This window comes from Pseudomonas sp. LAMO17WK12:I10, assembly GCF_900215185.1.
GTDB lineage: Bacteria > Pseudomonadota > Gammaproteobacteria > Pseudomonadales > Pseudomonadaceae > Aquipseudomonas > Aquipseudomonas chlororaphis.
Genome location: NZ_OBDX01000003.1, coordinates 88,695 through 111,976, shown reverse-complemented (window position 1 = coordinate 111,976; position 23,282 = coordinate 88,695). Strand labels below are relative to the sequence as shown.

Here is a 23,282-nt window from a genome sequence, read left to right as displayed (position 1 = left end):
GGTCATGGCAAGGGCTTCTCTTATAGTCGGTTCTGGAAGCCGCAACAGCGCTGGTTGTGGCCTGGCAGGTTCGGCACGATAGCAAATTGTTCGAAAAAGCACATAGACGGGCACAATTGACAATCAAAATCAGAACCGGGTGGTCGTCGCCGAGCCTGTCGACCGATATACTCGCAGGCATTGGAGCAACACCGCCCCGGCAAGGGTTGCTGTGCGAAAACGCCGCTGGGCGCCCCAGGCGCCGACTGGGCCAGCCGGTTTCGCAGAGTTTCCCTTTAGTACGCCTTACGAAGAACGTGACGAACGTAGTATGTTCGGGCTGAATCGTTTTTCCTCAAGACGGCTATTCACCTGAAGTACCAATGAAGAGTCACGGGTCAGAGGCACCCCCGGCATGATAGAGCTCGAACAAGAAGATCCGATCCCGCAAGGCGACCTGGCCTTGCAAATCACCGCGCTTCCCCGCGAAACCAACGGCTTTGGCGATATTTTCGGCGGCTGGCTGGTGGCGCAGATGGACCTGGCGGGTACCGCCATGGCCAGTCGCGTGGCCGGCGGGCGTGTCGCCACGGTCGCCATCGACCGCATGGCATTCCTGGTGCCGGTCGCGGTCGGCGCGCAGCTTTCCTTTTATACCCAGACCCTGGAAATCGGTCGCAGCTCGATCCAGATGATGGTCGAGGTCTGGAGCGACGATCCGCTGTCCAGCGAATGGCGCAAGGTCACCGAGGCGGTGTTCGTGTTCGTTGCCATCGACGGCAGTGGCCGCACCCGCTCGGTTCCACCCAGGGCCCGTTAAATTCGGCGTGGGTTAAACCCGGCGGCTGTTACGTGGTCCATAGCAGCCCTGCTTTTGAACGAGAACAGCACCATGCCTACCCCTCACGTTGAAACGGTGAAACTGGATGAACTGAACTGCTGGCGCATCCGCCACGGTCAGGCCGAACTGCTGGTGGCCCAGCAAGGCGCGCACATCCTCAGCTATCAATTGGCCGGGCAACCGCCGCTGATCTGGCTCAACGACGAGGCCGTGTTCAAGAGCGGCAAAAGCATTCGCGCCGGCGTTCCGGTGTGCTGGCCGTGGTTCGGCAACTTCGCGCGCAACCCGCAAAGCGTCCAGGCCATGCGCCAGGGCAGCGAGCCGGCCGGGGCCCACGGCCTGGTCCGCGCCACCGACTGGGAACTGCTGGGCATCCAGAGCGAAGGCGAAAGCCTGCTGGTGGAACTGCAACTGCCGATCCCCGAAGGCGGGCTGCCAGGCTGGCCGCACCAGGTCGAGCTGAAGCTGGGCATCCGCCTCGACGACCAACTGCACATCAACCTCACCAGCCACAACCTGGGCGACGACACGGTCACCATCAGCCAGGCGCTGCACAGCTACTTCGCGGTCAGCGATGTGCGCAAGGTGCATGTCGAAGGGTTGGACGGCCTGAATTACATCGAGACCCTGGACGACTGGAAGATTGCGCAACAGTCCGGCGACCTGCATTTCACCGGCGAGACCGACCGTATCTACCTCGACCCTCCGCCACAGCTGAGCATCGTCGACCCGGCCTGGGAGCGGCGCATCCAGCTGACCAGCAACGGCTCGCGCTCGGCGGTAATCTGGAACCCGTGGATCGCCCGCGCCGAGCAGTTCAGCGACATGGCCGACGATGGCTGGCAACGCATGCTGTGCATCGAGACCGCCAACGTGATGGATGACGTGGTGACCCTGGCGCCGGGCGCCAGTCATACCCTGGGAGTGAGCGTTACCAGCGTACCGCTGTAACGCCGCCTTACAGATCCGACTCCTGCACCACCCGCACTTTCTGCGCATCCAGCGCATAGGCCGCGTCGGCCAGGTCGTTGCTGACCGTCTCGATCTTCAGGTGGCCGGTGACCCACAGCGGCGTGTAGATATCGTCCAGCTTCACGCCCTTGGGGAAACGCACCAGCACCAGTTGATTGGGCGGCGGTGGCGGCACATGGATACAGGCGCCCGGGTAAGGCACGAGGAAAAACAGCGTGCTGCGCCCCTTGGCATCGGACTCCAGCGGCACCGGATAACCGCCGATGCGAATGTCCTTGCCGTTCATGGCCGGCACGGTCTTGGTCGAATACATCACCGCCGGCAACCCCTTGCTCTGCTTCAGGCCGCCCTTTGCGGTAAAGGTGCCATTGGCTTCGGGGGAGTTGTGATCGATTTCCGGCATTTGCTCGAGGGCTTTCTGGTCCGACTTGGGCATTAGTTCAAGCCAGTCGGTTTCCGGCAGTTCGCCGGCATGAGCCAGGCCCGGGCCCAGCAGAACAAGAGTCAACAGAAGACGGCGCATGGAGGAGCTCGGCAAGAAAGGGACAAGACAACGCCGGGCATTCTAGCCCTCTCTACCTGCGCAGCAGAGAGGGCTTTGTCGCTAAATCAGTTCTTTTTGACCAGGCCGTAGATCACCAGCAGCACGACCGCGCCAACCAGCGCGCCGATGAAGCCCGCGCCCTGGCCCGCCTGGTAGATGCCCAGGGCCTGGCCGCCGTAGGTGGCTGCCAGCGAACCGCCGATACCGAGCAGGATGGTCATGATCCAGCCCATGCTGTCATCGCCCGGTTTCAGGAAGCGAGCCAGCAGGCCAACGATCAAGCCGATAAAGATGGTTCCAATAATTCCCATGGCATTTCCCTCTGTATGAGTTAGGTATGCCAAAGCCTAGTCAGCGCCTTGGCATCCTGCCATCAGAGAACGGCGGCCCCGATTGGTTCCACCGCGGCCTCAGGAAGTTATTCGGCGAGCAGCGCTTCGACCTTGAGGATCTGCGCCTCGAGGGTCGCCCTGTCCTTGCAGCGCAGGTTGGCGTGACCGACCTTGCGCCCGACCTTGAAGGCCTTGCCGTAGTGATGCAGGTGGCAATCGTCGATGGCGATGACTTTCTCCACCGCCGGCACTTCGCCGATGAAGTTGATCATCGCGCTCTCGCCGACCTTGGCGGTCGAACCCAGCGGCAGGCCGGCGACAGCCCGCAGGTGGTTTTCGAACTGGCTGCACTCGGCGCCTTCGGTGGTCCAGTGCCCGGAGTTGTGCACCCGTGGCGCGATCTCGTTGGCCTTGAGGCCACCGTCGACTTCAAAGAACTCGAATGCCATCACCCCGACGTAGTCCAGTTGCTTGAGCACGCGGCTGGAATAGTCTTCGGCCAGGGCCTGCAGCGGGTGATCGCTGCTGGCCACGGACAGCTTGAGGATGCCGCTGTGGTGAGTGTTGTGCACCAGCGGATAGAAGCGGGTTTCGCCATCGCGGGCGCGCACGGCGATCAGCGAGACTTCGCCGGTGAACGGCACGAAGCCCTCCAGCAGGCACCCCACGCTGCCCAGCTCGGCGAAAGTACCGACCACGTCTTCAGGGCTGCGCAGGACTTTCTGGCCCTTGCCGTCGTAACCCAGGGTGCGGGTTTTCAGCACGGCCGGCAGGCCGATGCTGGCCACGGCGGCCTCCAGGTCGGCTTGCGACTGGATGTCGGCGAACGCCGGGGTCGGAATCCCCAGGTCCTTGAACATGCTCTTCTCGAACCAGCGATCGCGGGCGATGCGCAGGGCTTCGGCGCTCGGGTAGACCGGGACGAACTGCGACAGGAAGGCCACGGTTTCCGCCGGCACGCTTTCGAACTCGAAAGTCACCAGGTCCACTTCGTCAGCCAGCTGGCGCAGGTGATCCTGATCGCCGTAATCGGCTCGCAGGTGTTCGCCCAGGGCAGCGGCACAGGCGTCCGGAGCCGGGTCGAGGAAAGCGAAGTTCATCCCCAGCGGAGTGCCCGCCAGAGCCAACATGCGACCCAGCTGGCCGCCACCGATTACACCGATCTTCATCGTCAAAAACCTCAGGCGATGCGTGGGTCTGGATTGTCCAGGACGCTGTCTGTCTGCTCAGCGCGGAATTTTTTCAGCACAGTATGAAATTGCGGATGCTTGGCGCCAAGGATGCTCGCCGACAGCAATGCGGCGTTGATCGCGCCGGCCTTGCCGATGGCCAGGGTGGCGACCGGAATGCCCGCGGGCATCTGCACGATGGAGAGCAGCGAGTCCACGCCCGAGAGCATCGACGACTGCACCGGAACGCCCAGCACCGGCAGGTGGGTCTTGGCCGCGCACATGCCTGGCAGGTGGGCCGCGCCACCGGCACCGGCGATGATCACCTCGATGCCCCGCGCTTCGGCATCGGTGGCGTACTGGAACAGCAGGTCCGGGGTGCGGTGGGCAGAGACCACTTTCACCTCGTAAGGGATGCCGAGCTTTTCCAGCATATCGGCGGTGTGGCTAAGGGTGGACCAATCGGACTTGGAGCCCATGATCACGCCAACCAATGCACTCATCGTCGTGCCTCTTCTCTCTGGGCGCCCGCGGGCGCGTCAAAAACAACAAGCCACGCGGAGTGCGTGGCTTGAATGTACGAATTATGGCCGGACGAACCGGCCGAAGGCCGCGCAGTATACCGAAAAAGGTGCATTAAACGCACTTTTGCCGACCATCTGTCATACACCATGTTTCAAGCGCAAAGCGGCGGTTTTATTGACTTCGGGGTCAGTCAGCATGGGCCAGGATCCTTGCCAGATTCCTGTAGCCGCTGCCGCAGGCTGCGATCGACGGCGAAGCCGGCGCAAAGGGGGTGTTCCCAATCCTTCAGACAGACCGCGTCGCCAGGTTTTTCGGCCCCTACGACGGAGTGCCGCCCAGAGCGAGCGCAGCCTTCGGCAGCGGCTACAGGTCAGGTGTTGCCTGTGCCCTGCGCCGCGCCGCCTTCGAGCTTGCGCCACAGCAGCCGGACGTTGGCCTTGCGTACCAGGGCGCAGCGGTACAGGCGGATCTCCAGCGGCACATGCCATTGCGCGCCGCCACAGACCACCAGTTCGCCGCGGGCCAGTTCGGCGCGCACGCTCAGGTGCGGCACCCAGGCAATCCCCAGGCCTTCCAGGGCCATGCTCTTGAGGCTGTCGGCCATGGCGGTTTCATAGACCGTGGTGAACCGCAGGTTGCGCTGGCGCAGCAGCTGGTTCACCGAACGCCCGAGAAACGCCCCGGCGCTGTACGCCAGCAGCGGCACGCTGGCCTCGCCTTCCAGGTCGAACAGCGGTTTGCCGGCGGCATCCGCCGCGCACACTGGCAGCATCTCGGTCTGCCCCAGGTGCAGCGAAGGAAAGATTTCCGGGTCCATCTGCATGGCCGAGTCCGGGTCATAGAAAGCCAGCATCAGGTCGCAGCCGCCTTCGCGCAGGGCATGCACGGCGTCGCCGACGTTGGTCGCCACCAGCCGCGTGGCGATGTTCAAGCCTTCGTTACGCAGTTGGGCGATCCAGCGCGGGAAGAAGCCCAGGGCCAGGGAGTGCGCCGCGGCGACCTGCATCACTTCGCCCTGCCCGCCTTCGAGGTGATGCAAGTGTCGCAGCACTTCGCCCAGTTGCTCGACCACCGTGCGCGCGGTCACCAGGAACAGCTGCCCCGCCGCCGTCAGTTCGATCGGCGTGCGCGAGCGGTTGACCAGGGTCAGCCCCAGCGCCGCTTCCAGGCTGCGGATCCGCCGGCTGAAAGCCGGCTGGGTCACGAAGCGCCGTTCGGCGGCCTGCGAGAAGCTGCGGGTGGCGGCCAGGGCACTGAAGTCCTCGAGCCATTTGCTTTCCAGATTCATCACGTCCTCCCGGGGAACGCACCATTTTAGGTCACACGCTTGCCGCGCAAGCGGCGTCACACGGGCATTATGCCGTTTATGCATAGGCCAGTGTTTAACAGCATTGGCCCAAATTTTCCCGCAGGCCTAGGATTCGCAGCGTTCCGGCACCGACCGGGTCCATATCGAGATGATTTCTATCATGTCCTCCGCTGCATCTTTCCGCACAGAAAAAGACCTGCTTGGCGTACTCGAAGTACCTGCTCAAGCGTATTACGGCATCCAGACCCTGCGAGCGGTGAACAACTTCCGCCTCTCCGGCGTTCCGATTTCGCACTACCCAAAACTGGTCGTGGCCCTGGCAATGGTCAAGCAGGCAGCTGCTGACGCCAACCGCGAGCTGGGTCACCTGAGCGAAGCCAAGCACGCTGCCATCAGCGAAGCCTGTGCCCGTCTGATCCGCGGCGACTTCCACGAAGAATTCGTGGTGGACATGATTCAAGGCGGCGCTGGCACTTCGACCAACATGAATGCCAACGAAGTCATCGCCAACATCGCGCTGGAGGCCATGGGCCACAGCAAGGGCGAATACCAGTACCTGCACCCGAACAACGACGTGAACATGGCGCAGTCGACCAACGACGCCTACCCGACCGCGATCCGCCTGGGTCTGCTGCTGGGCCACGACGCGCTGCTGGCCAGCCTCGACAGCCTGATCCAGTCGTTCGCCGCCAAGGGTGAAGAGTTCAGCCACGTCCTGAAGATGGGCCGTACCCAGCTGCAAGACGCCGTGCCGATGACCCTGGGCCAGGAGTTCCGCGCCTTCGCCACCACCCTGAGCGAAGACCTGGCCCGCCTGAAGACCCTGGCGCCGGAAGTGCTGACCGAAGTGAACCTGGGCGGTACCGCCATCGGGACCGGCATCAACGCCGACCCGCGTTACCAGGCCCTGGCCGTCCAGCGCCTGGCCACCATCAGCGGCCAGCCGCTGGTACCGGCCGCCGACCTGATCGAAGCCACCTCCGACATGGGCGCCTTCGTGCTGTTCTCCGGCATGCTCAAGCGCACCGCGGTCAAGCTGTCGAAGATCTGCAACGACCTGCGCCTGCTGTCCAGCGGCCCGCGTACCGGGATCAACGAGATCAACCTGCCAGCGCGTCAGCCAGGCAGCTCGATCATGCCCGGCAAGGTCAACCCGGTGATCCCGGAAGCGGTCAATCAGGTGGCGTTCCAGATCATCGGCAACGACCTGGCCCTGACCATCGCGGCCGAAGGCGGCCAGCTGCAACTGAACGTGATGGAGCCGCTGATCGCCTTCAAGATCTTCGACTCGATCCGCCTGCTGCAACGCGCCATGGACATGCTGCGCGAGCACTGCATCACCGGCATCACCGCCAACGAGCAGCGCTGCCGCGAACTGGTCGAGCATTCGATCGGCCTGGTCACCGCGCTGAACCCGTACATCGGCTATGAAAACGCCACCCGTATCGCCCGCATCGCCCTGGAAAGCGGCCGCGGCGTACTGGAACTGGTGCGCGAAGAAGGCTTGCTCGACGACGCCATGCTCGCCGACATCCTGCGCCCGGAAAACATGATTGCCCCGCGTCTGGTCCCGCTCAAAGCCTGACCAACGCCCGCCCTGGCCACAGGGCACTGCTCACCAGGTCGAGGGACTAGACACCTCTCACCTTTTTGAGGGCTTGGAGATTCTTCTCCAAGCCCTTTTTTTTGCCTGCTCATTTACCCCTCCCTTGAAACCGCCGCGCCCGCTTCGCGGTCGATCGCAGCCTGCGGCAGCGGCTACAGATCCAGGCCCTGGCGATACTTCGCCCAGGCTTTGGCCAGGCACAATCGGCCATCAGGGTAGATAATCGACCTCCCGCCGCGACCGGCAACGAATACCAAGGCATCCCGTCGATGGACCCGACGCAAATCCAGGCGATACAGCAACTGCGCAGCTTGATCCCCGTGGGCCTGCGCCATGCCCAGGCCTTGCTCGAACGCTGCGCGGGCAATCCCCAGCAAGCCGCCGAGCTCTACAAGTCCGAGCTGTTGCCGCTACTGATGGACAAGTCCGGCCTGCCTCCCGAGCAAGCCCGGGAATACCTGCACAACGCCGGCTACGACCTGAACCGTGCCCTGCACGCTATAGAAGAAGCACGCTTCACCCTGACCCAGCGCATCCTGCGCAAACATCACCGAGACAAGGGCCGGGCCCTGGACCTGATCGCCCAGGCCATCGAAACCGAGGAGCAGCTGCCGCGCCAGTACTGGCTGGCCTTCGAGCCGCTGGAACAACTGGCACCGGCATCGCGCTGCTTCATGGTGCTCCACGAGTGGCTGGCCTTTGAGGACTGGGAAGGCTTTGACAGTGCCCTGCACTTTCACCTGCCCCAGGTCATCGCCCAATTCAGGCATCTGCAACTGGACGCCCTGGCGGACACCCTGGAACAGGCCGATCAGCGACAGAAATACCTGAGGGCGAGCCATGCCGGGAGCGACAGCCCCACCGCGCTGGCCGCGCGGATCAATCAGGACCCGCTCTTCAACAGCCACCAGGACGCCTACGACCGCTACCGAGCGCTGCTCGACGAGCGCCTGTTCAAGTGGGTGGAACAGCATATACGGCAGTTTCCAGCCTGAGCGGCGAGCGGCCGAGGCTTTACCTAACATAAGGGCCTGGCCTGTCGCATCGCCAAACACAGTGACCTCATGCCGCCCCAGGAGTATCGACAAGGACTGCAACAGTTCTTGAGCAAATGCCCGCCCAGAGCAGTTACAGCGTCGAGCTGAAAAAGTCCGGCAAGACCCTGTCCATGGAGCCCGGCCTGCGCCTGCTGGATGTGCTGCTCGAAGCCGGCCGCGACATCGACCACAGCTGTCGCGAAGGGGTCTGCGACTCCTGTGAAACACGGGTGGTGGAAGACGAGATCGACCACCACGACGGCGTGCTGACCAAGACCGAACGGGCGGCCAAGCGATCGATGATGGTCTGCATCTCCGGCTGCAAGAACCGGCGCCTGGTGCGGGATCTCTAGCGCGCTATGTAATTGCTACGTAACGGTTACGTAATTGCTACGTAATCGTTGCGAGGCAAAGGCTGTACGGCAGTTACGTACCGCCAAACCCACAAAACCGCTGAGAGTCTGCAAAACCGCTGTTGTAGCCGGATGATGAAAAACCAGAGCGGCTGGGACGACTCGCCGATGTACACCGTGGGCGCGCAGTTCCTGGGCCCGGAACGCCAACCCCTACGGCGGCGCGGAGAACGGCAGCGGCTTCACCAGCTCGGTGGGCAGCAACCAGTGGTACTACCGGACCAACGTCAATATCGGCTACTACTTCTGAGGCCCGCGGCCGGTCGACGCTCGATTGCCCGCGATAGCCGCAAGGCGGCGCTCCACCCACCCCACCGCGTGATCGTCGACCGCCATCGGCGCGCCTGCACAAGCGTGCCAAAGAGCTCGCGCAAGAACCGATTCAGCCCTTTTCCCCGCCTGCCGTTCCTCGGCTCGACGCGCTACATGCAGACGGCGGGCGCGCGCACCGGTATAGTGCGCCCCCTCTTCACGTGGGCGGCCGTCGGTAACGAGGCTCAACCTCACGGGAAACCCGAACTAATAACAACCCGCGAATTGGAACCGGGACGAACACTCGGCCCACCTGTCGTGCTGTCTGCGCGACGGTGTGTAACTCGATGTTTCGGACCGTCCAGCTTCTGCCTTTACAAAAAACAGCGAGGAATACTTCATGCTCGAAGTCATCAACGACTTCCTCTCAGGGAAAGTACTGATCGTGCTCATTGTCGGGCTCGGTAGCTACTTCACGATCCGCTCGCGTTTCGTTCAATTACGCCACTTCTTCCACATGTTCGCGGTGTTCCGCGACAGCCTCAAAGGCAGCGCCGGGCAACTCAGCTCGTTCCAGGCCCTGATGCTCAGCCTTGCCGGCCGTGTCGGTGCAGGCAACATCGCCGGTGTCGGTATCGCCGTGACCCTCGGCGGTCCGGGTGCGGTGTTCTGGATGTGGGTGACCGCACTGGTCGGCATGTCCAGCAGCTTCTTCGAATGTACCCTGGCCCAGGTCTACAAGCGCGCCGATGGCGACGGCCTGTACCGTGGAGGTCCGGCTTACTACATCCAGCACGGCCTGAAGCTCAAAGGCATGGCGGTGGTGTTCTCGATCCTGCTGCTGGTCACCTACGGCTTCGCCTTCATCGGCCTGCAGTCCTACACCGTGACCCACTCGCTGCAGAACGCCTTTGCCTTCGACCCACAACACACCGGTATCGTCCTGGCGGTGCTGCTGGCCATCACCTTCATCGGCGGCATCAAGCGCATCGCCTCGGTGTCCGACCTGCTGGTACCGATCAAGACTCTGGCCTATATCGGCGTGACCCTGTACGTGATCGGCACCCAGATCGAACACGTCCCAGCCATGCTGGAAACCATCTTCAAGAGCGCCTTCGGTCTCGACCCGGCCTTCGGCGGCTTGCTCGGCAGCGCCATCGTCATGGGCGTGAAGCGTGGCGTGTTCGCCAACGAAGCGGGCCTGGGCAGTGCGCCGAACGTCGCCGCCGTGGCCGCCGTGAAGCACCCGGGCGCCCAAGGCGTGGTCCAGGCTTTCAGCGTGTTCCTCGACACCTTCGTGATCTGCACCTGCACCGCGCTGCTGATCCTGCTGTCGGGCTTCTACACCCCGGGCTTCGAAGGTGACGGCATCGTCCTGACCCAGAACTCACTGGCCGCCGTGGTCGGTGACTGGGGCCGCATGTTCGTCAGCGTCGCGCTGTCGCTGTTCGTCTTCACCTGCATCCTCTACAACTACTACCTGGGCGAGAACAGCCTGCAGTTCCTCACCCGCAACCGCACTGCGCTGATGACTTTCCGCGGCCTGGTGCTGGCGCTGGTGGTCTGGGGTTCGATGCAGGACCTGTCGACCGTGTTCGCCTTCGCCGACATCACCATGACCTGCCTGGCCTTCGTCAACCTGGTGGCCCTGGCCATGCTGTTCAAGGTCGGCCTGCGCGTGATGCGCGACTACGACGAGCAGCGCCGCGCCGGCGTCAGCCAGCCAGTGTTCGACTCCAGCAAATTTACCGATCTGGACCTGGACCTGAAGGCCTGGCCCGCCGAAACATCGGCAGTCACCCAGGCCGAGCCGCAAGGCGTGCCCGCAGCGCAACGCTGACGGGTGAACGGCGGGCGCATCCTCTGCGCCCGTCGATTACAGTGCGATAAATGTCGGAGCGGGCTTGCCCGCTCCCACAGGAACTCACCGTTTCGGAGAATCCCATGAACCCTTCGACCTACCCTGCCGCCCAGCACGTCATGGTGCTCTACACCGGCGGCACCATCGGCATGCAGGCCAGCGCCCACGGCCTGGCCCCGGCCTCGGGTTTCGAGGCGCGGATGCGCGACTACCTGCACAGCCAGCCCGAGCTGGTGGTGCCCGACTGGCGCTTTCGCGAGATGGCGCCGCTGATCGACAGCGCCAACATGACCCCCGCCTACTGGCAGCGCCTGCGCGAAGCCGTGGTCGATGCGGTCGACGTGCAGGGCTGCGACAGCGTGCTGATCCTGCACGGCACCGACACCCTGGCCTACAGCGCCGCGGCCATGAGCTTCCAGCTGCTGGGCCTGCATGCCCGCGTGGTGTTCACCGGCTCGATGCTGCCGGCCGGGGTGACCGACAGCGATGCCTGGGAAAACCTCGGCGGCGCCCTGGTCGCCCTCGGCCAGGGCCTGGCGCCGGGCGTGCACCTGTACTTCCACGGTGAACTGCTGGCGCCGACCCGCTGCGCGAAGATCCGCAGCTTCGGCCGTCATCCGTTCGCGGCGTTGCAGCGCCAGGGCGGCGGAACCAAGGCGACCTCGATTCCGCCGCAGCTGGATTACCGCCAGGGCAAGCAACTGGCCAGGGTCGGCGTATTGCCGCTGGTGCCGGGCATCGCCGCCGAACAGCTCGACGCCCTGCTGGGCAGCGGCATCCAGGCGCTGGTGCTGGAGTGCTTCGGCAGCGGCACCGGGCCGAGCGATAACCCGCAGTTCCTGGCCAGCCTGCAACGCGCCCGGGACCAGGGCATCGTGGTCGTGGCCATCACCCAATGCCATGAAGGCGGCGTGGAGCTGGACATCTACGAGGCCGGCAGCCGCCTGCGCGGCGTCGGCGTGCTGTCCGGCGGCGGCATGACCCGCGAAGCGGCGTTCGGCAAGCTCAACGCCCTGCTCGGCGCCGGCCTGGACAGCGCCGAAGTGCGGCGCCTGGTGGAGCTGGACCTGTGCGGCGAGCTGAGCTGACAGCGCGTCATCGTTGGAATTTGTCGCTGGCGCGGCATACAAATTGCTCCGTTTTCAGCATCCCCCGGGCTGGAAACGGACATGCTGCATTCCCACCTCACCACCCTCAACGCCGTCTCGCTGGTGCTCAACACCTTCAAGGACCAAGGGCTGCCCAGTGACGCGCTGCTGGCCGGCAGCGGCATCAACGCCGCCGACCTGAGCCGCGCCGACACCCGCATCACCACCAACCAGGAAATGCTGGTGTGCGCCAACGCCGTGGCCCTGCAACGGGATATCGGCCTGGAGCTGGGCCGGCGCATGCACGTCTCCAGCTACGGCATGCTCGGTTATGCCCTGCTCACCAGTGCCACCTTAGGTGACGCTTTGCGCCTGGCGCTGCGTTATCCGGCGCTGTTGGGAACACTTTTCCAGCTGAGCCTGGAAGCGGACGGCGAGCTGATCTGGCTGACCGCCGCGGATTACCGCGAGAACCCGGCGCTGGCGACCTTCAATATCGAGTTCTGCCTGGTGTCGTTGAAGGTCATCTGCGACGACCTGCTGGGCCATCCGCTGCCCTTGCGCGGCGCCCGCTTCGACTACCCCGCCCCCGATTACCAGCGCCGCTATGCCGAGCGCTTCGACTGTCCGCTGCAATTCGATGCAGCCTGCAACGCCTTCGCCTTCGACCGACGCTGGCTCGAACAGCCGCTGCCCCTGGCGGATGCCATCACCCACCAGGCCATGGCCGAACGCTGCCGCAAGCAGAACACCGAATTCACCGGGCGCCAGGCGTGGCTGGGGCGCATCCGCCAGCTGCTGGCGGCGCAACTGGACGCCGCGCCGGGCCTGGAAGGCCTGGCCGAACAGATGAACTGCTCGGCCCGCACCCTGCGCCGACACCTCAAGGACCTGGGTTGCAGCTATCAGGAACTGCTCGACGAGCTGCGTTTCGAGCGGGCCAAGCAGATGCTCTGCGAGGACGACCTGCCGATCTATCGCATCGCCGAGGCCCTGGGCTTCAGCGAAACCGCGAGCTTCCGCCATGCCTTCGTGCGCTGGAGCGGCGTCGCCCCGAGCCAGTTCCGGCCCTGACACAAACCCCGGCATAAAACCGCCGATTGCATTACATTGCCGGCCTTTCATACCGGCAAGGGACTGCAAACGTGAACTTCTTTACAGGCATCGTTGCCAGGCACATCCGCTTTTGCGCCAACGGCCTGGCGCTGCTGATGCTCGCCATCGCCCCCGCCGTCCAGGCATTCGACCTGGACCTGGCCAAGATCAAATGGTGGCAAGTCTCCCGCGGTATCGTCCTGGACGAACCGGAAACCGCCACCCTGCAGATCAAGCCGTTCCCCCTGCCAGGCCTTGAGCAGCTTCCGGCGCGGATCGTGCTCAGCCAGTACCGCGGGCTGTTTTATCTCAACGCCTACCAGGACGCGCAGTACCAGCAGCGCATCTACAAGTCGCCACCTTTGCCGCTGTTCAGCCCCGAGGAACTGCGGGCCTGCGTCTCGCCGGACGACCCGATCCAGGTCTCGGACAACTGGCCGCCGAGCAATCAACTCGAAGTCGGGCTGAGCCTGACGCCCTTGAGCTTCGACTGCATCAGCCCGGACTGGCAGCTCAGCCAGCGTTATCTGCTGATCGACCAGCGCTATCCGCAGCAGCCGATGCTGGCCGTCAGTCACCGCCGCGACCTGACCCAGATGGACTTCACCCCATTGCAACCGATCGGTAGCGAGATCGAGCAACAGTGGCTGTACGCCCTGCAACGCTTTCCCCAGTGGTTCCGCCCCTTCAGCAGCGGCACGGGCCCGATCACCTTCAATGCCTATTCGCCAGCGGCCACGGCGGACGACGTCTGGACCCAGTTCCGCGAACTCCACGAGCAACTGCGCAAAGCCAAGGACAAGGGGCCGGGCATCCGCCAGGTGGAAGACTTCTTCGCCGCCCATGACTTTCGCACCATGGCCCTGGATCGCAGCGAATACCCGGGCCTGCTCAACGACATCGCCTACTGGACCAGCGAGGCCGGCCAGCTGAAAACCGCCCGCCCCTGGCTGTTGGAGGTGCTGCGTCGGGAACCCGGGCGCATGCCGACCTACCTCAACCTGGCCGACCTGGACTGGGCCCAGTTCGAACAACGGCCGCTGGACAACATCCACCAGGGCCGCGCCATCGAACGCTATCGGCTGTATTGCGGCATGCGCCTGCAACGCCAGTTGAGCGTGCCGCCGCGCGTATTGCAGCGCCTGGGCCTGAAATCCGCCAACCCGCAGGCGTGCCAGGGCTTCTGGCCGCTGGTGGCCGCCGTGGATGCCGGCGACGCGGCCGAGGTCCGGCGCTTGCTGGCCAGCGGCGTCAGTGGCGAAGTCATGGCCGATGACGGGCGCAGCGCCCTGCTGCACGCCCTGGACGCGCCAAACCTGGAGATCGCCCGACTGCTGCCGGCCCACGGCGCCCATACCAGCGGCCAGTACAAATGGACCACCCTGGCCCTGCAGGCCATGGAGCGCGACCTCAAGGACAGCCCCGACCTGAACCAGGGCGGGCGCCTGAAGTTCCTGCTGGAAGCCGGCATCGCCATCGACGAGCAAAACAGCCGGGGCTACACCCCGCTGATGCAACTGGCCGAGCAGACACGCAACCTCGAAGGCTTCACCTGGCTGCTGCAACACCCGCAGAACCTCGAACTGCGCACCGTGGATGACAACGAAACCGCGCTGTACCGGGCGTTCTGGGGAAACAACTACGCGGCCATGAGGCAGCTGATCGAAGCCGGTGCCAATCTCAACCTGAGCTACGGTCGTGGCACCTGCTCCAACCAACAACCCGGCGGCCAGAGCCTGCTGACGTTCGTCGCCGACAAGACCTCCGCCGACGACAAGTCCCCCACTGTCAGCCAGCAGGAGACCCTGGACATGTTCACCCTGCTGCTGGAGAAAGGCGCCGATCCGAATGTCGGCCAGCGCTGCGAGAAAAACGGCCGCGCCCTGCTGCTGGGTATCCTCGCCCGGAAAAAACGCGAGGACATGCTCCAGGTGCTGCAGCGCTTCGATCAAGCGCCGCCCGCAAGCTGACCCCGCTGGCGCCCCGCAAGGGGGCGCCGTGCTGCTTCAGGGGGCGAATTGCGGACACAGGTTTTGGCCATATCGATCCCCTTTTGGCCGCTCCTGCCGTTCTCCAAAAGCCCCGGCGCCGCAAGACTGTGAGCACCGAACCAGCCTGCGGAGAACAAGAAATGCTGACGATCTACTCGGACGATCACCACCTGCACCACGGCCGCTGCGAACTGATCGACGGGCAACTGATGCCCTGCTTCGAAATGCCGTCGCGCGCCGACCACGTGCTGGACCGCGTGAAGTATCGCAACCTGGGCCCGGTCGAGGCGCCCAGGGACTTCGGCCTGGGGCCGATCGAACGCATCCACAGCCGCGCCTACCTGGACTTCTTCAAGGGCGCCTGGGAGCGCTGGGCGGCCCAGGGCATCGACGGCGACCTGCTGCCCTACACCTGGCCGGCGCGCACCCTGCGCAGCGTGATCCCCACCAGCCTGCACGGCCAGCTCGGCTACTACAGCTTCGACGGCGGCGCGCCGATCACCGCCGGCACCTGGCAGGCGGCCTACAGCGCCGCGCAAGTCGCCCTGAGCGCCCAGGCGGTGATCCAGCGCGGCGCGCGCAGTGCCTTCGCCCTGTGCCGTCCGCCGGGACACCACGCCGCCGGCGACCTGATGGGCGGCTACTGCTACCTGAACAACGCGGCCATCGCCGCCCAGGCCTTCCTCGACCAGGGCCACAAGAAGGTCGCGATACTCGACGTCGACTACCACCACGGCAATGGCACCCAGTCGATTTTCTATGAGCGCAGCGATGTGCTGTTCACCTCGATCCACGGCCACCCGGAAGCCGAATTCCCGTTCTTCCTGGGGTATGGGGACGAGCTCGGCGAAGGCGCAGGCGTTGGCTTCAACTTCAACTACCCACTGCCCGCCGGCAGCGGCTGGGACAGCTGGAGCGCGGCGCTGGAACAGGCCTGCGAAGAAATCCGCCGTTATGGCGCCGACATAGTGGTCGTATCGCTGGGCGTGGACACCTTCAAGGACGACCCGATCTCGCAGTTCAAGCTCGACAGCCCGGACTACCTGGCCATGGGGCAACGCATCGCCGCCCTGGGCAAGCCGACGCTGTTCGTCATGGAAGGCGGCTACGCGGTGGAAGAAATCGGCATCAACGCCGTGAACGTTCTCGAAGGCTTTCAAAGCGCCCAGTGAAGGAAACCCGCCACATGAACAGGCTCAAAAGCTACATTGCGCCCGCGCTCTGCGCGGCGCTGCTGGGCGGTGCCGCACAGGCAGAAGAACGCACCCTGCGCGTCTACAACTGGTTCGACTACATCACCCCCAAGGCCCTGGAAGACTTCAAGGCCGAGAACAGCCAGGTCAAGCTGATCTACGACATCTTCGACACCAACGAGGCGCTGGAAGCCAAGCTGCTGACCGGCAACTCCGGCTACGACGTGGTGGTGCCGTCCAACGTGTTCCTCGCCAAGCAGATCGAAGCCGGGGTGTTCCAGCCGCTGGACCGCAGCAAGCTGCCGAACTGGAACCACCTCGATCCCAAGCTGATGCAGCTGATCGAGGCCAACGACCCGGGCAACAAATTTGCCGTGCCCTACATGTACGGCACCATCCTGATCGGCTTCAACCCAGCCAAGGTCAAGGCCGCCCTCGGCGAGAACGCGCCGGTGGACAGCTGGGACCTGATCTTCAAGGAAGAGAACATCAGCAAGCTCAAGCAGTGCGGCGTGGCCCTGCTCGACTCGCCGTCGGAGATCCTGCCGCTGGCCCTGCAGCACCTGGGCCTGGACCCCAACAGCAAGCAGCCGGCGGACTACGCCAAGGCCGAAGCGCTGCTGCTGAAGATCCGCCCCTACGTCACCTACTTCCATTCGTCCAAGTACATGGCCGACATCGCCAATGGCGACATCTGCGTGGCGGTGGGGTATTCCGGCAGCTTCTCCCAGGCCGCCAACCGCGCCAAGGAAGCCAGGAACGGTGTGGTGGTAGACATGCGCCTGCCCAAGGAAGGGGCGCCGATCTGGTTCGACATGCTGGCGATTCCCAAAGGCGCGAAGAACCCGGACGATGCCTACCGCTTCATCAACTACCTGCTGCAACCCAAGGTGATCGCCCCGGTCAGCGACTTCGTCGGCTACCCGAACCCGAACAAGGACGCCACCGAGCAGGTCGATCCGTCGATCCGCAACAACCCCAACCTGTACCCGACCGACGCGGCGATGAGCACGCTGTACACCCTGCGGCCGCTGCCACGGGACGCGGAACGGGCGCGGACCCGGGCCTGGACCAAGATCAAGGCCGGGACCTGATTACCCGGTTCTTCCGTAGGAGCGAAGCTTGCTCGCGATAGCCGCGCAGCGGCGATCTGGCCGCTATACCGCACTATCGTTTACACCCTTCGCGGGCAAGCCTCGCTCCTACAGAAGCTTGGGTACACGGCGTTTCAGCAGCCCGTCAGCCCTTGCGGCTGACGCTCCTCGGCAAAGAACCACGGCCGCAGGCGCACGCCCACGCCGTTGCCGATAAAGGCCGCCACCAGCCACAGCCAGCCGTGCAGGCTGCCGGAGGCGATGCCGCTGAAATAGGCGCCGATGTTGCAGCCGTAGGCCAGGCGCGAACCGTAGCCCAGCAGCAAACCACCGATCACCGCCGCCACCAGCGAGCGCGCGGGAATCTTCAGGCTTGGCGCGAAACGCCCGGCCAGGCCCGCCGCCAGCAAGGCGCCGAAGACGATGCCGATATCCATCACGCTGGTGATGTCCTGCCACACCGGCGCGGCCAGGGCCTTGGCGTTCGCCGCGCCCTGCCAGAACACCCAGCTGCCGACATCCACCCCCAGCCCGCTGGCGACCTTGGCGCCCCACAGGGCAAACGCCGAGGTGATGCCCCAGGGCCGGCCGGCCAGGGCCAGGGTGGCGAAGTTCAGCAAGGCCAGGGCGACCGCGCCCCACACCAGCGGCCAGGGCCCGCGCAGCAGGCGGCGCCAGCCCTGGTGCGCGCTGTCGATCGGCGCTTCCAGCGTGCCGTGGCGGCTCTTCTCCAGGCGTACCGTAACCAGGGCGATCAAGGCGAACAGACCGAGGCTGAGCCCCAATGCCGGCGCCACGCCGAAGCGCTGCACGATGGACACCGGCGGCAGCGACGGCAAGGCGAACCACCAGTCCACATGGTGTGTGGCGATCAGCGAACCGCAGATGAAAAACAGCAGGGTCACCAGCATCCGCGCGTTACCGCCGCCCACGGTAAACAGCGTGCCAGACGCGCAACCACCGCCCAGCTGCATGCCGATGCCGAAGATGAACGCACCGACAATCACCGAGACGCCGGCCGGCGCCACCAGCCCCGTGACCGGCGAACCGAACAGGCTGCCCGCGCCCAGGGCCGGGAAGAACAGCAGCACCGCCAGCGCCAGCATGACCATCTGCGCCCGCAGGCCGGCGCCGCGACGATCGCGGATAAACACCCGCCAGGCCGAAGTGAAACCAAAGGCGGCGTGATACAGGGTCAGGCCCAGGGCCGCGCCCAGCAGCAACAGCCACACCTGGCGCGAGCCGACCTGGGCCTGCAGGAATACAGCGCCGACCAGCAGCACGATCAAAGCGAACAAGGGCGCGCCGAACTTGCGTTCGGGCGCCACGGAAAGAGTCAGGCTCATAAGGGTTCTCGACAAAGACAATGGCCGCGAGTATAGCCGTCACACGCCCCAGGCCCGACGCAGCCGCTCCAGGGCGCAGGCGATATCGGCTTCGGGCACCGCGGCAAAGCCCAGCACCAGCCCGGCGCGCCGGTCCTGCGGCAGCGGCGAATCCGGCAGCCAGTAGTGGCTCAGGCCATTGATCTCGACATCCACGGCCGCGGCCTGCGCCACCAGTTCACGCTCCCGGGCAAGGCTGTCCACCGGGATCGTCAGGTGCAGGCCCGCCGCCACGTTCGGCACCTTGCCCACCCCGGGGATATCCACAGGCCAACCAGCCAGCAAGGCATTGCGCCGGCTCAAGGCGGCGCGGCGCATGCGCCGGATATGCCGCTGGAAATGCCCGGCGGCCATGAATTCGGCCATCACTGCCTGGGTGCTGACCTCGGAGTGGCGCACATCCAGCGCCCGGCGCTGGGCGAAGGGTTGCACCAGCGCCGGCGGCAACACCAGGTAACCCAGGCGCAAGGCCGGGAACGCGACCTTGCCGAAGGTGCCGACGTACAACACCCGGCCTTGTCGGTCGAGCGCCGCCAAGGGTGCCAGCGGCGCACCGCTGTAGCGGTACTCGCCGTCATAGTCGTCCTCGACGATCCAGCCATTGCTGCGCTCGGCCCAGGCCAGCAGTTCCAGGCGCCGGGCCAGGCTCAGGGTGACCCCGGTGGGGTACTGATGGGACGGCGTGACATAGGCCAGCCGGCAATCGCTCAGGGCCGCCAGGGCTGCACAGTCGAAGCCCTCGTTATCCACCGCCACCCCGTGCAGGCGCGCGCCGGCAATCGCGAAGGCATGCCCCGCCGCCCGATAGCCGGGATTTTCCACAGCCACGCCGTCGCCAGGGTTCACCAGCAACTGTGCACAAAGGCTTATGCCCTGTTGTGCACCGCTGGTGATCACAATTTGTTCAGCAGTGCATTGCATGCCGCGCGAACTGCGCAGGTAGGCCGCGATCAATCCGCGCAGGCGCTCCTCGCCGGCCGAATCGCCATAACACAGCTGGCCCAGATCCGGTTTGCGCCAGAAAGCCGCATTCAGCTTGGCCCAGACCTCGAACGGAAACAGATCGAAGGCCGGAATCCCCACCCGAAAAGCCCGTGGCGGACCGTTTTGCGGAGTCGCCAGATGATGCTGTTCGACCCTCTGCAAAGCCTCGCTGTGGATAACTTTACTGGATGTAATCCCAGGTAAAACCGGGGATTTTGTGGATAACCCTGTGGGTAAGCCTGGTGATAACCCTGTGGATACTTTTGTGGATAAATTTTTCACCGCCTTTTTGATCGGCAACCGGCTTTCGGGCAATTGCGCCACGTAGGTGCCATCGCCCACCCGCCCTTCGATAAAACCTTCGGCGTACAGCTGGTCGTAGGCGCGCACCACGCTGTTGCGGGAAATCTCCAGGGCCGCCGCCAGGTCGCGGCTGGCCGGCAGCCGAGTGCCGCTGGCCAGCCGACCGTCCAGCACCCGCTGGCGCAGCGCCTGGTATAGCTGGCGGCTGAGCCCCTGGCCGCGGTCCAGCTCGATACCGGCGGGGTTGAAGGAGAGCGGCAATGTCGGGCTGTTCATGGGCTTGCCCCTCTGAGCGACGGGATAGAGCGATCAAATGGACCTATGAAAATGACCAAAGATGGCTCTTACAACAGACCAATAGCCTGCCTAGGATGCAGCCATTCGCCAAGGATATTTTTCCATGTACCTACCCCGCGCTTTCGCCGAAGAAGACCTGCCCACCCTGCACCAGCTGATCGGGGAAACCCGCCTTGCCACCCTGGTGACCTACGGGGAGCGCGGCCTGCAGGCCAACCACCTGCCGCTGTCGTTCGCCCCGGACCAGGGCCCGTACGGCACCCTCTACGGCCACCTGGCCAGGGCCAACCCGCAATGGCAGGAACTGGCCAGCGGCGCCGAGGCGCTGCTGATCTTCCAGGGCGCCGAAGCCTACGTCAGCCCGTCGCTGTACCCGAGCAAGGCCGAGCACGGCAAAGTGGTGCCGACCTGGAACTACGTGAGCGTGCATGCCTACGGCGTGGCCGAGGTGTTCCACGATCCGCAGCGCATCCGCGAAGTGGTCAGCGCCCTGACCGACCAGCATGAAGCCGGCCGCGCCAGCCCCTGGAAATTCGAGGACGCCCCCGCCGAGTTCATGGACAGCATGCTGCGCGCCATCGTCGGCTTCGCCCTGCCGATCCAGCGCCTGGAGGGCAAACGCAAACTCAGCCAGAACCGCACCGCCGCCGACATCGCCGGCGTACGCGAAGGGTTGGCCGCCAGCGCCGATCCCCATGACCAGAGCATTTCCCAACTGATGCGCCAGGAGCAGCCATGAGCCAGATCCAGATTCGTCCCGTCACCGCCGCTGACCACGCAGCCTGGCTGCCGCTGTGGCAGGCCTACCTGCGTTTCTACGAGACTGAGCTGGCCGACACGGTCACCCGCAGCACCTGGCAACGCTTCCTCGATCCCGCCGAGCCGACCCACGCCGCCCTGGCCTGGGACGGCGAGCAGGCGGTGGGCATGGTGCATTTCATCTACCATCGCTCCAACTGGAGCATCGAGAACTCCTGCTACCTGCAGGACTTGCTGGTAGTCCCGGAGCAACGCGGCACCGGCGTCGGTCGCCAACTGATCGAATTCGTCTACGCCACCGCCAAGGCCGACGGCTGCTGCAAGGTCCACTGGCTGACCCACGAAACCAACGCCACCGCCATCCAGCTCTACGAGCGGATCGCCGAACGCCCGGGTTTCATTCAATTTCGCAAAGCCCTTTAAGCGTTCAAGGAGAACCCCATGCCGACCTCACTCGCCGATTGGAAAGGCGTACCGCCGCCGTCGACCACCCTGCTCGAAGGGCGCTTTATCCGCCTGGAAAAACTCGACCCGGCGCGACACGCCGACGACCTGTGGCGTGCCTTCCAGGGCCCGGGCGCCGACCCCAAACTGTGGGACTACCTGCCCTACGGGCCCTTTACCGAGCGCAGCGCCTTCAATGACTGGCTGAACAACCACGCGGCCAACAGCGACCCGTATTTCTTCAGCGTGGTCGACCGGGCCAGCGGCCAGGTGCAGGGCCTGCTCAGCCTGATGTCGATCGTCCCGGCCCAGGGCCGCATCGAGATCGGCCACGTCACCTTCGGCGCGCCCATGCAACGCTCGCCCAAGAGCACCGAGGCGGTGTACCTGCTGGCCAAGGAAGCCTTCGCCCTCGGTTATCGCCGCCTGGAGTGGAAGTGCAACAACGCCAACGCCCGTTCGCGTTATGCGGCCGAGCGTCTGGGTTTCAGCTTCGAAGGGGTGTTCCGCCAGCACATGGTGGTCAAGGGCCAGAACCGCGATACCGCCTGGTTTTCGATCCTCGACTCCGAATGGCCGAAGGTCGGCGCCGGGTTCGAGCGCTGGTTGAGCGAGGATAACCAGAGCGGCTCGGGGCAGTTGAAAGGGTTGGCGGAGTGCCGAGGGTAAGCCGGTGTAGCCGCTGGCGCAGCCTGCGATAGACCCGCAGGGTCTTCGGCGGTTGCAGGATCCCTACGAGCGTGACGCTCGATCGCAGCCTTCGGCAGCGGCTACATAGAGCATCGAGCGTCGCCGGGATATCAAGGAGTCGCCCGGTTTAGGCCAACTGCTGCGCCAGCACCGCAATGTGCTCCGGCCCAATACCGCAGCAACCGCCCAGGTGGCTGGCGCCGCGTTGCCGCCAGTCGGCCGCCCATTGCAGGTAACCCGGCGGATCGAGGTCGTCGCGCAGCGGGTCGAGGCCATCGTTGGCCGTGGCTTCTTTCGGTTGCGGCGGGAAGGCGTTGGCGTAGGCGCCGATATGGATCTTCACCCCCAGCCGCTCGAAGGTTGCCCGCGCCGCGTCGATCGCCGCGCCTATCACTTCCGGCTGGCTGCAATTGAACAATAGGGTTTCCACCCCCAGCTCCGCGGCCACCGCCGCCGCGTCCGCCACCGGCTCGCCGGAGCGCAGGCGTGGCACCTGGTCAGGGTTCTCATCGTGCAAGGTGAACGATAGCCAGAAGGGTTTGCCGTCCTTGGGCAGGCCGGCATGGATCGCCCGCGCCTCGACCGTGGAGCTCTGGGTTTCCGCCAGCCACAGGTCGACATGCGGGGCCAGGCCGTTGACCAGCGGCGCCAGCAACTCGGCGGCGCGATCGGCCTCGAACAGGTCCGGGCGATAGGAGCCGAACAGTGGCGGCAACGAACCGGCGACCCGCACCGGTTTGCCGGAAGCCTGTACCGCGCGCCGCGCCAGTTCGCCGGCCAAGGCCGCCAGCGCCTGGCCTTCGGCGGCAAAACGCGCTTCGCCGATGTGGAACGGCACCACCGCGTAGCTGTTGCTGGTGATGACGTTGGCACCGCTCTCGATATAAGCCGCATGCACCGCTTCCACTGCCTGCGATGCTTCGCTCAGGGCCAGCGCCGACCACTCGGGCTGCCTGAAGGGCGCCCCGCGGCGTTGCAGTTCACGACCCATGCCGCCATCCAGAATTACCCTGCTTTCTGCGCCCATATGCTTTTTTCTCATATGCTTATGAAAATAACTCACTATCTGAGTCGTTCTTATAACTATTTAATACGCACCGTTCAGTTAATAACAACCTT

The 23,282-nt window shown here is 64.7% G+C and carries 21 protein-coding genes and 2 pseudogenes; 15 read left to right on the top strand and 8 right to left on the bottom strand.

What is annotated here, in order from left to right; all coding sequences use genetic code 11:
• The first annotated feature begins 394 nt into the window (after positions 1-394).
• A complete protein-coding gene (locus CRO75_RS04990; RefSeq protein WP_003229628.1) occupies positions 395-799 on the top strand; it encodes an acyl-CoA thioesterase in 405 nt (134 codons plus the stop codon).
• 72 nt (positions 800-871) lie between these two features.
• Positions 872-1,771, top strand: a complete 900-nt coding sequence (locus CRO75_RS04985) for a D-hexose-6-phosphate mutarotase (protein WP_097134620.1) — start codon at positions 872-874, stop codon at positions 1,769-1,771.
• A gap of 7 nt (positions 1,772-1,778) precedes the next feature.
• Here CRO75_RS04985 and CRO75_RS04980 read toward each other — a convergent pair whose 3' ends face one another.
• The 5 genes from CRO75_RS04980 to CRO75_RS04960 form a co-directional block, all read right to left on the bottom strand.
• Positions 1,779-2,315 carry a DUF3299 domain-containing protein gene (locus tag CRO75_RS04980; RefSeq protein WP_085532797.1) on the bottom strand — a complete coding sequence of 179 codons (537 nt, stop codon included), beginning with the start codon at positions 2,313-2,315 and terminating at the stop codon, positions 1,779-1,781.
• Positions 2,316-2,401: 86 nt separating this feature from the next.
• Positions 2,402-2,647 (bottom strand): GlsB/YeaQ/YmgE family stress response membrane protein, encoded by a 246-nt coding sequence (locus CRO75_RS04975; RefSeq protein ID WP_007928514.1) that lies wholly within the window; start codon positions 2,645-2,647, stop codon positions 2,402-2,404.
• Positions 2,648-2,754: 107 nt separating this feature from the next.
• The gene (locus tag CRO75_RS04970) at positions 2,755-3,837 is read right to left on the bottom strand and encodes a 5-(carboxyamino)imidazole ribonucleotide synthase (protein ID WP_085532795.1); all 1,083 of its coding nucleotides are present in this window, start codon (positions 3,835-3,837) and stop codon (positions 2,755-2,757) included.
• Between the two features lie 11 nt (positions 3,838-3,848).
• Entirely contained in the window at positions 3,849-4,340 is a 492-nt protein-coding gene (gene purE, locus CRO75_RS04965; protein ID WP_007928512.1) for a 5-(carboxyamino)imidazole ribonucleotide mutase, read from the bottom strand.
• Positions 4,341-4,732: 392 nt separating this feature from the next.
• Complete coding sequence (locus CRO75_RS04960; protein ID WP_009041373.1) at positions 4,733-5,650, bottom strand: LysR substrate-binding domain-containing protein; 918 nt, start codon at positions 5,648-5,650, stop codon at positions 4,733-4,735.
• 181 nt (positions 5,651-5,831) lie between these two features.
• Between CRO75_RS04960 and aspA the strand changes: the two genes are divergently transcribed.
• The 10 genes and pseudogenes from aspA to CRO75_RS04910 all read left to right on the top strand — a co-directional run bounded on the left by aspA (position 5,832) and on the right by CRO75_RS04910 (position 17,301).
• Positions 5,832-7,256 (top strand): aspartate ammonia-lyase, encoded by a 1,425-nt coding sequence (gene aspA / locus CRO75_RS04955; RefSeq protein WP_007928510.1) that lies wholly within the window; start codon positions 5,832-5,834, stop codon positions 7,254-7,256.
• Between the two features lie 290 nt (positions 7,257-7,546).
• Positions 7,547-8,272 (top strand): hypothetical protein, encoded by a 726-nt coding sequence (locus CRO75_RS04950; RefSeq protein ID WP_097134619.1) that lies wholly within the window; start codon positions 7,547-7,549, stop codon positions 8,270-8,272.
• Between the two features lie 122 nt (positions 8,273-8,394).
• Positions 8,395-8,667: pseudogene (locus CRO75_RS04945) on the top strand (2Fe-2S iron-sulfur cluster binding domain-containing protein); the annotation flags it as partial.
• 126 nt (positions 8,668-8,793) lie between these two features.
• A pseudogene (locus CRO75_RS33175) lies at positions 8,794-8,977 on the top strand (hypothetical protein); the annotation flags it as partial.
• 402 nt (positions 8,978-9,379) lie between these two features.
• Positions 9,380-10,819, top strand: coding sequence for an alanine/glycine:cation symporter family protein (locus tag CRO75_RS04935; protein ID WP_097134618.1), 1,440 nt, complete (start codon positions 9,380-9,382; stop codon positions 10,817-10,819).
• A 104-nt stretch (positions 10,820-10,923) separates the two neighbouring features.
• Positions 10,924-11,928, top strand: coding sequence for an asparaginase (locus CRO75_RS04930; protein WP_097134617.1), 1,005 nt, complete (start codon positions 10,924-10,926; stop codon positions 11,926-11,928).
• An 81-nt stretch (positions 11,929-12,009) separates the two neighbouring features.
• Positions 12,010-13,002, top strand: coding sequence for an AraC family transcriptional regulator (locus CRO75_RS04925; protein WP_009041380.1), 993 nt, complete (start codon positions 12,010-12,012; stop codon positions 13,000-13,002).
• Positions 13,003-13,073: 71 nt separating this feature from the next.
• Positions 13,074-14,993, top strand: a complete 1,920-nt coding sequence (locus tag CRO75_RS04920; protein WP_097134616.1) for an ankyrin repeat domain-containing protein — start codon at positions 13,074-13,076, stop codon at positions 14,991-14,993.
• 161 nt (positions 14,994-15,154) lie between these two features.
• Complete coding sequence (locus CRO75_RS04915) at positions 15,155-16,186, top strand: histone deacetylase family protein (RefSeq protein ID WP_097134615.1); 1,032 nt, start codon at positions 15,155-15,157, stop codon at positions 16,184-16,186.
• Positions 16,187-16,200: 14 nt separating this feature from the next.
• Complete coding sequence (locus CRO75_RS04910; RefSeq protein ID WP_097134614.1) at positions 16,201-17,301, top strand: polyamine ABC transporter substrate-binding protein; 1,101 nt, start codon at positions 16,201-16,203, stop codon at positions 17,299-17,301.
• Positions 17,302-17,435: 134 nt separating this feature from the next.
• Here the strand turns inward: CRO75_RS04910 and CRO75_RS04905 are convergent, their stop codons facing one another.
• Both CRO75_RS04905 and CRO75_RS04900 read right to left on the bottom strand, forming a co-directional pair.
• Positions 17,436-18,647 (bottom strand): YeeE/YedE family protein, encoded by a 1,212-nt coding sequence (locus tag CRO75_RS04905; protein ID WP_097134613.1) that lies wholly within the window; start codon positions 18,645-18,647, stop codon positions 17,436-17,438.
• A gap of 39 nt (positions 18,648-18,686) precedes the next feature.
• Positions 18,687-20,249 carry a PLP-dependent aminotransferase family protein gene (locus CRO75_RS04900; protein WP_097134612.1) on the bottom strand — a complete coding sequence of 521 codons (1,563 nt, stop codon included), beginning with the start codon at positions 20,247-20,249 and terminating at the stop codon, positions 18,687-18,689.
• 124 nt (positions 20,250-20,373) lie between these two features.
• Between CRO75_RS04900 and CRO75_RS04895 the strand changes: the two genes are divergently transcribed.
• From CRO75_RS04895 to CRO75_RS04885, 3 genes are read left to right on the top strand one after another with little or no spacing between them, the layout of a single operon-like run.
• The gene (locus tag CRO75_RS04895) at positions 20,374-21,009 is read left to right on the top strand and encodes an FMN-binding negative transcriptional regulator (RefSeq protein ID WP_007927566.1); all 636 of its coding nucleotides are present in this window, start codon (positions 20,374-20,376) and stop codon (positions 21,007-21,009) included.
• Positions 21,006-21,452 (top strand): GNAT family N-acetyltransferase, encoded by a 447-nt coding sequence (locus tag CRO75_RS04890; protein ID WP_097134611.1) that lies wholly within the window; start codon positions 21,006-21,008, stop codon positions 21,450-21,452. The genes CRO75_RS04895 and CRO75_RS04890 overlap by 4 nt, the downstream gene beginning before the upstream one ends.
• An 18-nt stretch (positions 21,453-21,470) precedes the next feature.
• Complete coding sequence (locus CRO75_RS04885) at positions 21,471-22,142, top strand: GNAT family protein (protein WP_097134610.1); 672 nt, start codon at positions 21,471-21,473, stop codon at positions 22,140-22,142.
• Between the two features lie 148 nt (positions 22,143-22,290).
• Here CRO75_RS04885 and CRO75_RS04880 read toward each other — a convergent pair whose 3' ends face one another.
• The gene (locus CRO75_RS04880) at positions 22,291-23,190 is read right to left on the bottom strand and encodes a homocysteine S-methyltransferase family protein (protein WP_097134609.1); all 900 of its coding nucleotides are present in this window, start codon (positions 23,188-23,190) and stop codon (positions 22,291-22,293) included.
• Between the last annotated feature and the right edge of the window lie 92 nt (positions 23,191-23,282).

Coding starts and splice junctions, on each gene's coding strand:
- CRO75_RS04990 (WP_003229628.1), top strand. CDS start 395: ATGATAGAGCTCGAACAAGAAGATCCGATCCCGCAAGGCGACCTGGCC.
- CRO75_RS04985 (WP_097134620.1), top strand. CDS start 872: ATGCCTACCCCTCACGTTGAAACGGTGAAACTGGATGAACTGAACTGC.
- CRO75_RS04980 (WP_085532797.1), bottom strand. CDS start 2,315: ATGCGCCGTCTTCTGTTGACTCTTGTTCTGCTGGGCCCGGGCCTGGCT.
- CRO75_RS04975 (WP_007928514.1), bottom strand. CDS start 2,647: ATGGGAATTATTGGAACCATCTTTATCGGCTTGATCGTTGGCCTGCTG.
- CRO75_RS04970 (WP_085532795.1), bottom strand. CDS start 3,837: ATGAAGATCGGTGTAATCGGTGGCGGCCAGCTGGGTCGCATGTTGGCT.
- purE (WP_007928512.1), bottom strand. CDS start 4,340: ATGAGTGCATTGGTTGGCGTGATCATGGGCTCCAAGTCCGATTGGTCC.
- CRO75_RS04960 (WP_009041373.1), bottom strand. CDS start 5,650: ATGAATCTGGAAAGCAAATGGCTCGAGGACTTCAGTGCCCTGGCCGCC.
- aspA (WP_007928510.1), top strand. CDS start 5,832: ATGTCCTCCGCTGCATCTTTCCGCACAGAAAAAGACCTGCTTGGCGTA.
- CRO75_RS04950 (WP_097134619.1), top strand. CDS start 7,547: ATGGACCCGACGCAAATCCAGGCGATACAGCAACTGCGCAGCTTGATC.
- CRO75_RS04935 (WP_097134618.1), top strand. CDS start 9,380: ATGCTCGAAGTCATCAACGACTTCCTCTCAGGGAAAGTACTGATCGTG.
- CRO75_RS04930 (WP_097134617.1), top strand. CDS start 10,924: ATGAACCCTTCGACCTACCCTGCCGCCCAGCACGTCATGGTGCTCTAC.
- CRO75_RS04925 (WP_009041380.1), top strand. CDS start 12,010: ATGCTGCATTCCCACCTCACCACCCTCAACGCCGTCTCGCTGGTGCTC.
- CRO75_RS04915 (WP_097134615.1), top strand. CDS start 15,155: ATGCTGACGATCTACTCGGACGATCACCACCTGCACCACGGCCGCTGC.
- CRO75_RS04910 (WP_097134614.1), top strand. CDS start 16,201: ATGAACAGGCTCAAAAGCTACATTGCGCCCGCGCTCTGCGCGGCGCTG.
- CRO75_RS04905 (WP_097134613.1), bottom strand. CDS start 18,647: ATGAGCCTGACTCTTTCCGTGGCGCCCGAACGCAAGTTCGGCGCGCCC.
- CRO75_RS04900 (WP_097134612.1), bottom strand. CDS start 20,249: ATGAACAGCCCGACATTGCCGCTCTCCTTCAACCCCGCCGGTATCGAG.
- CRO75_RS04895 (WP_007927566.1), top strand. CDS start 20,374: ATGTACCTACCCCGCGCTTTCGCCGAAGAAGACCTGCCCACCCTGCAC.
- CRO75_RS04890 (WP_097134611.1), top strand. CDS start 21,006: ATGAGCCAGATCCAGATTCGTCCCGTCACCGCCGCTGACCACGCAGCC.
- CRO75_RS04885 (WP_097134610.1), top strand. CDS start 21,471: ATGCCGACCTCACTCGCCGATTGGAAAGGCGTACCGCCGCCGTCGACC.
- CRO75_RS04880 (WP_097134609.1), bottom strand. CDS start 23,190: ATGGGCGCAGAAAGCAGGGTAATTCTGGATGGCGGCATGGGTCGTGAA.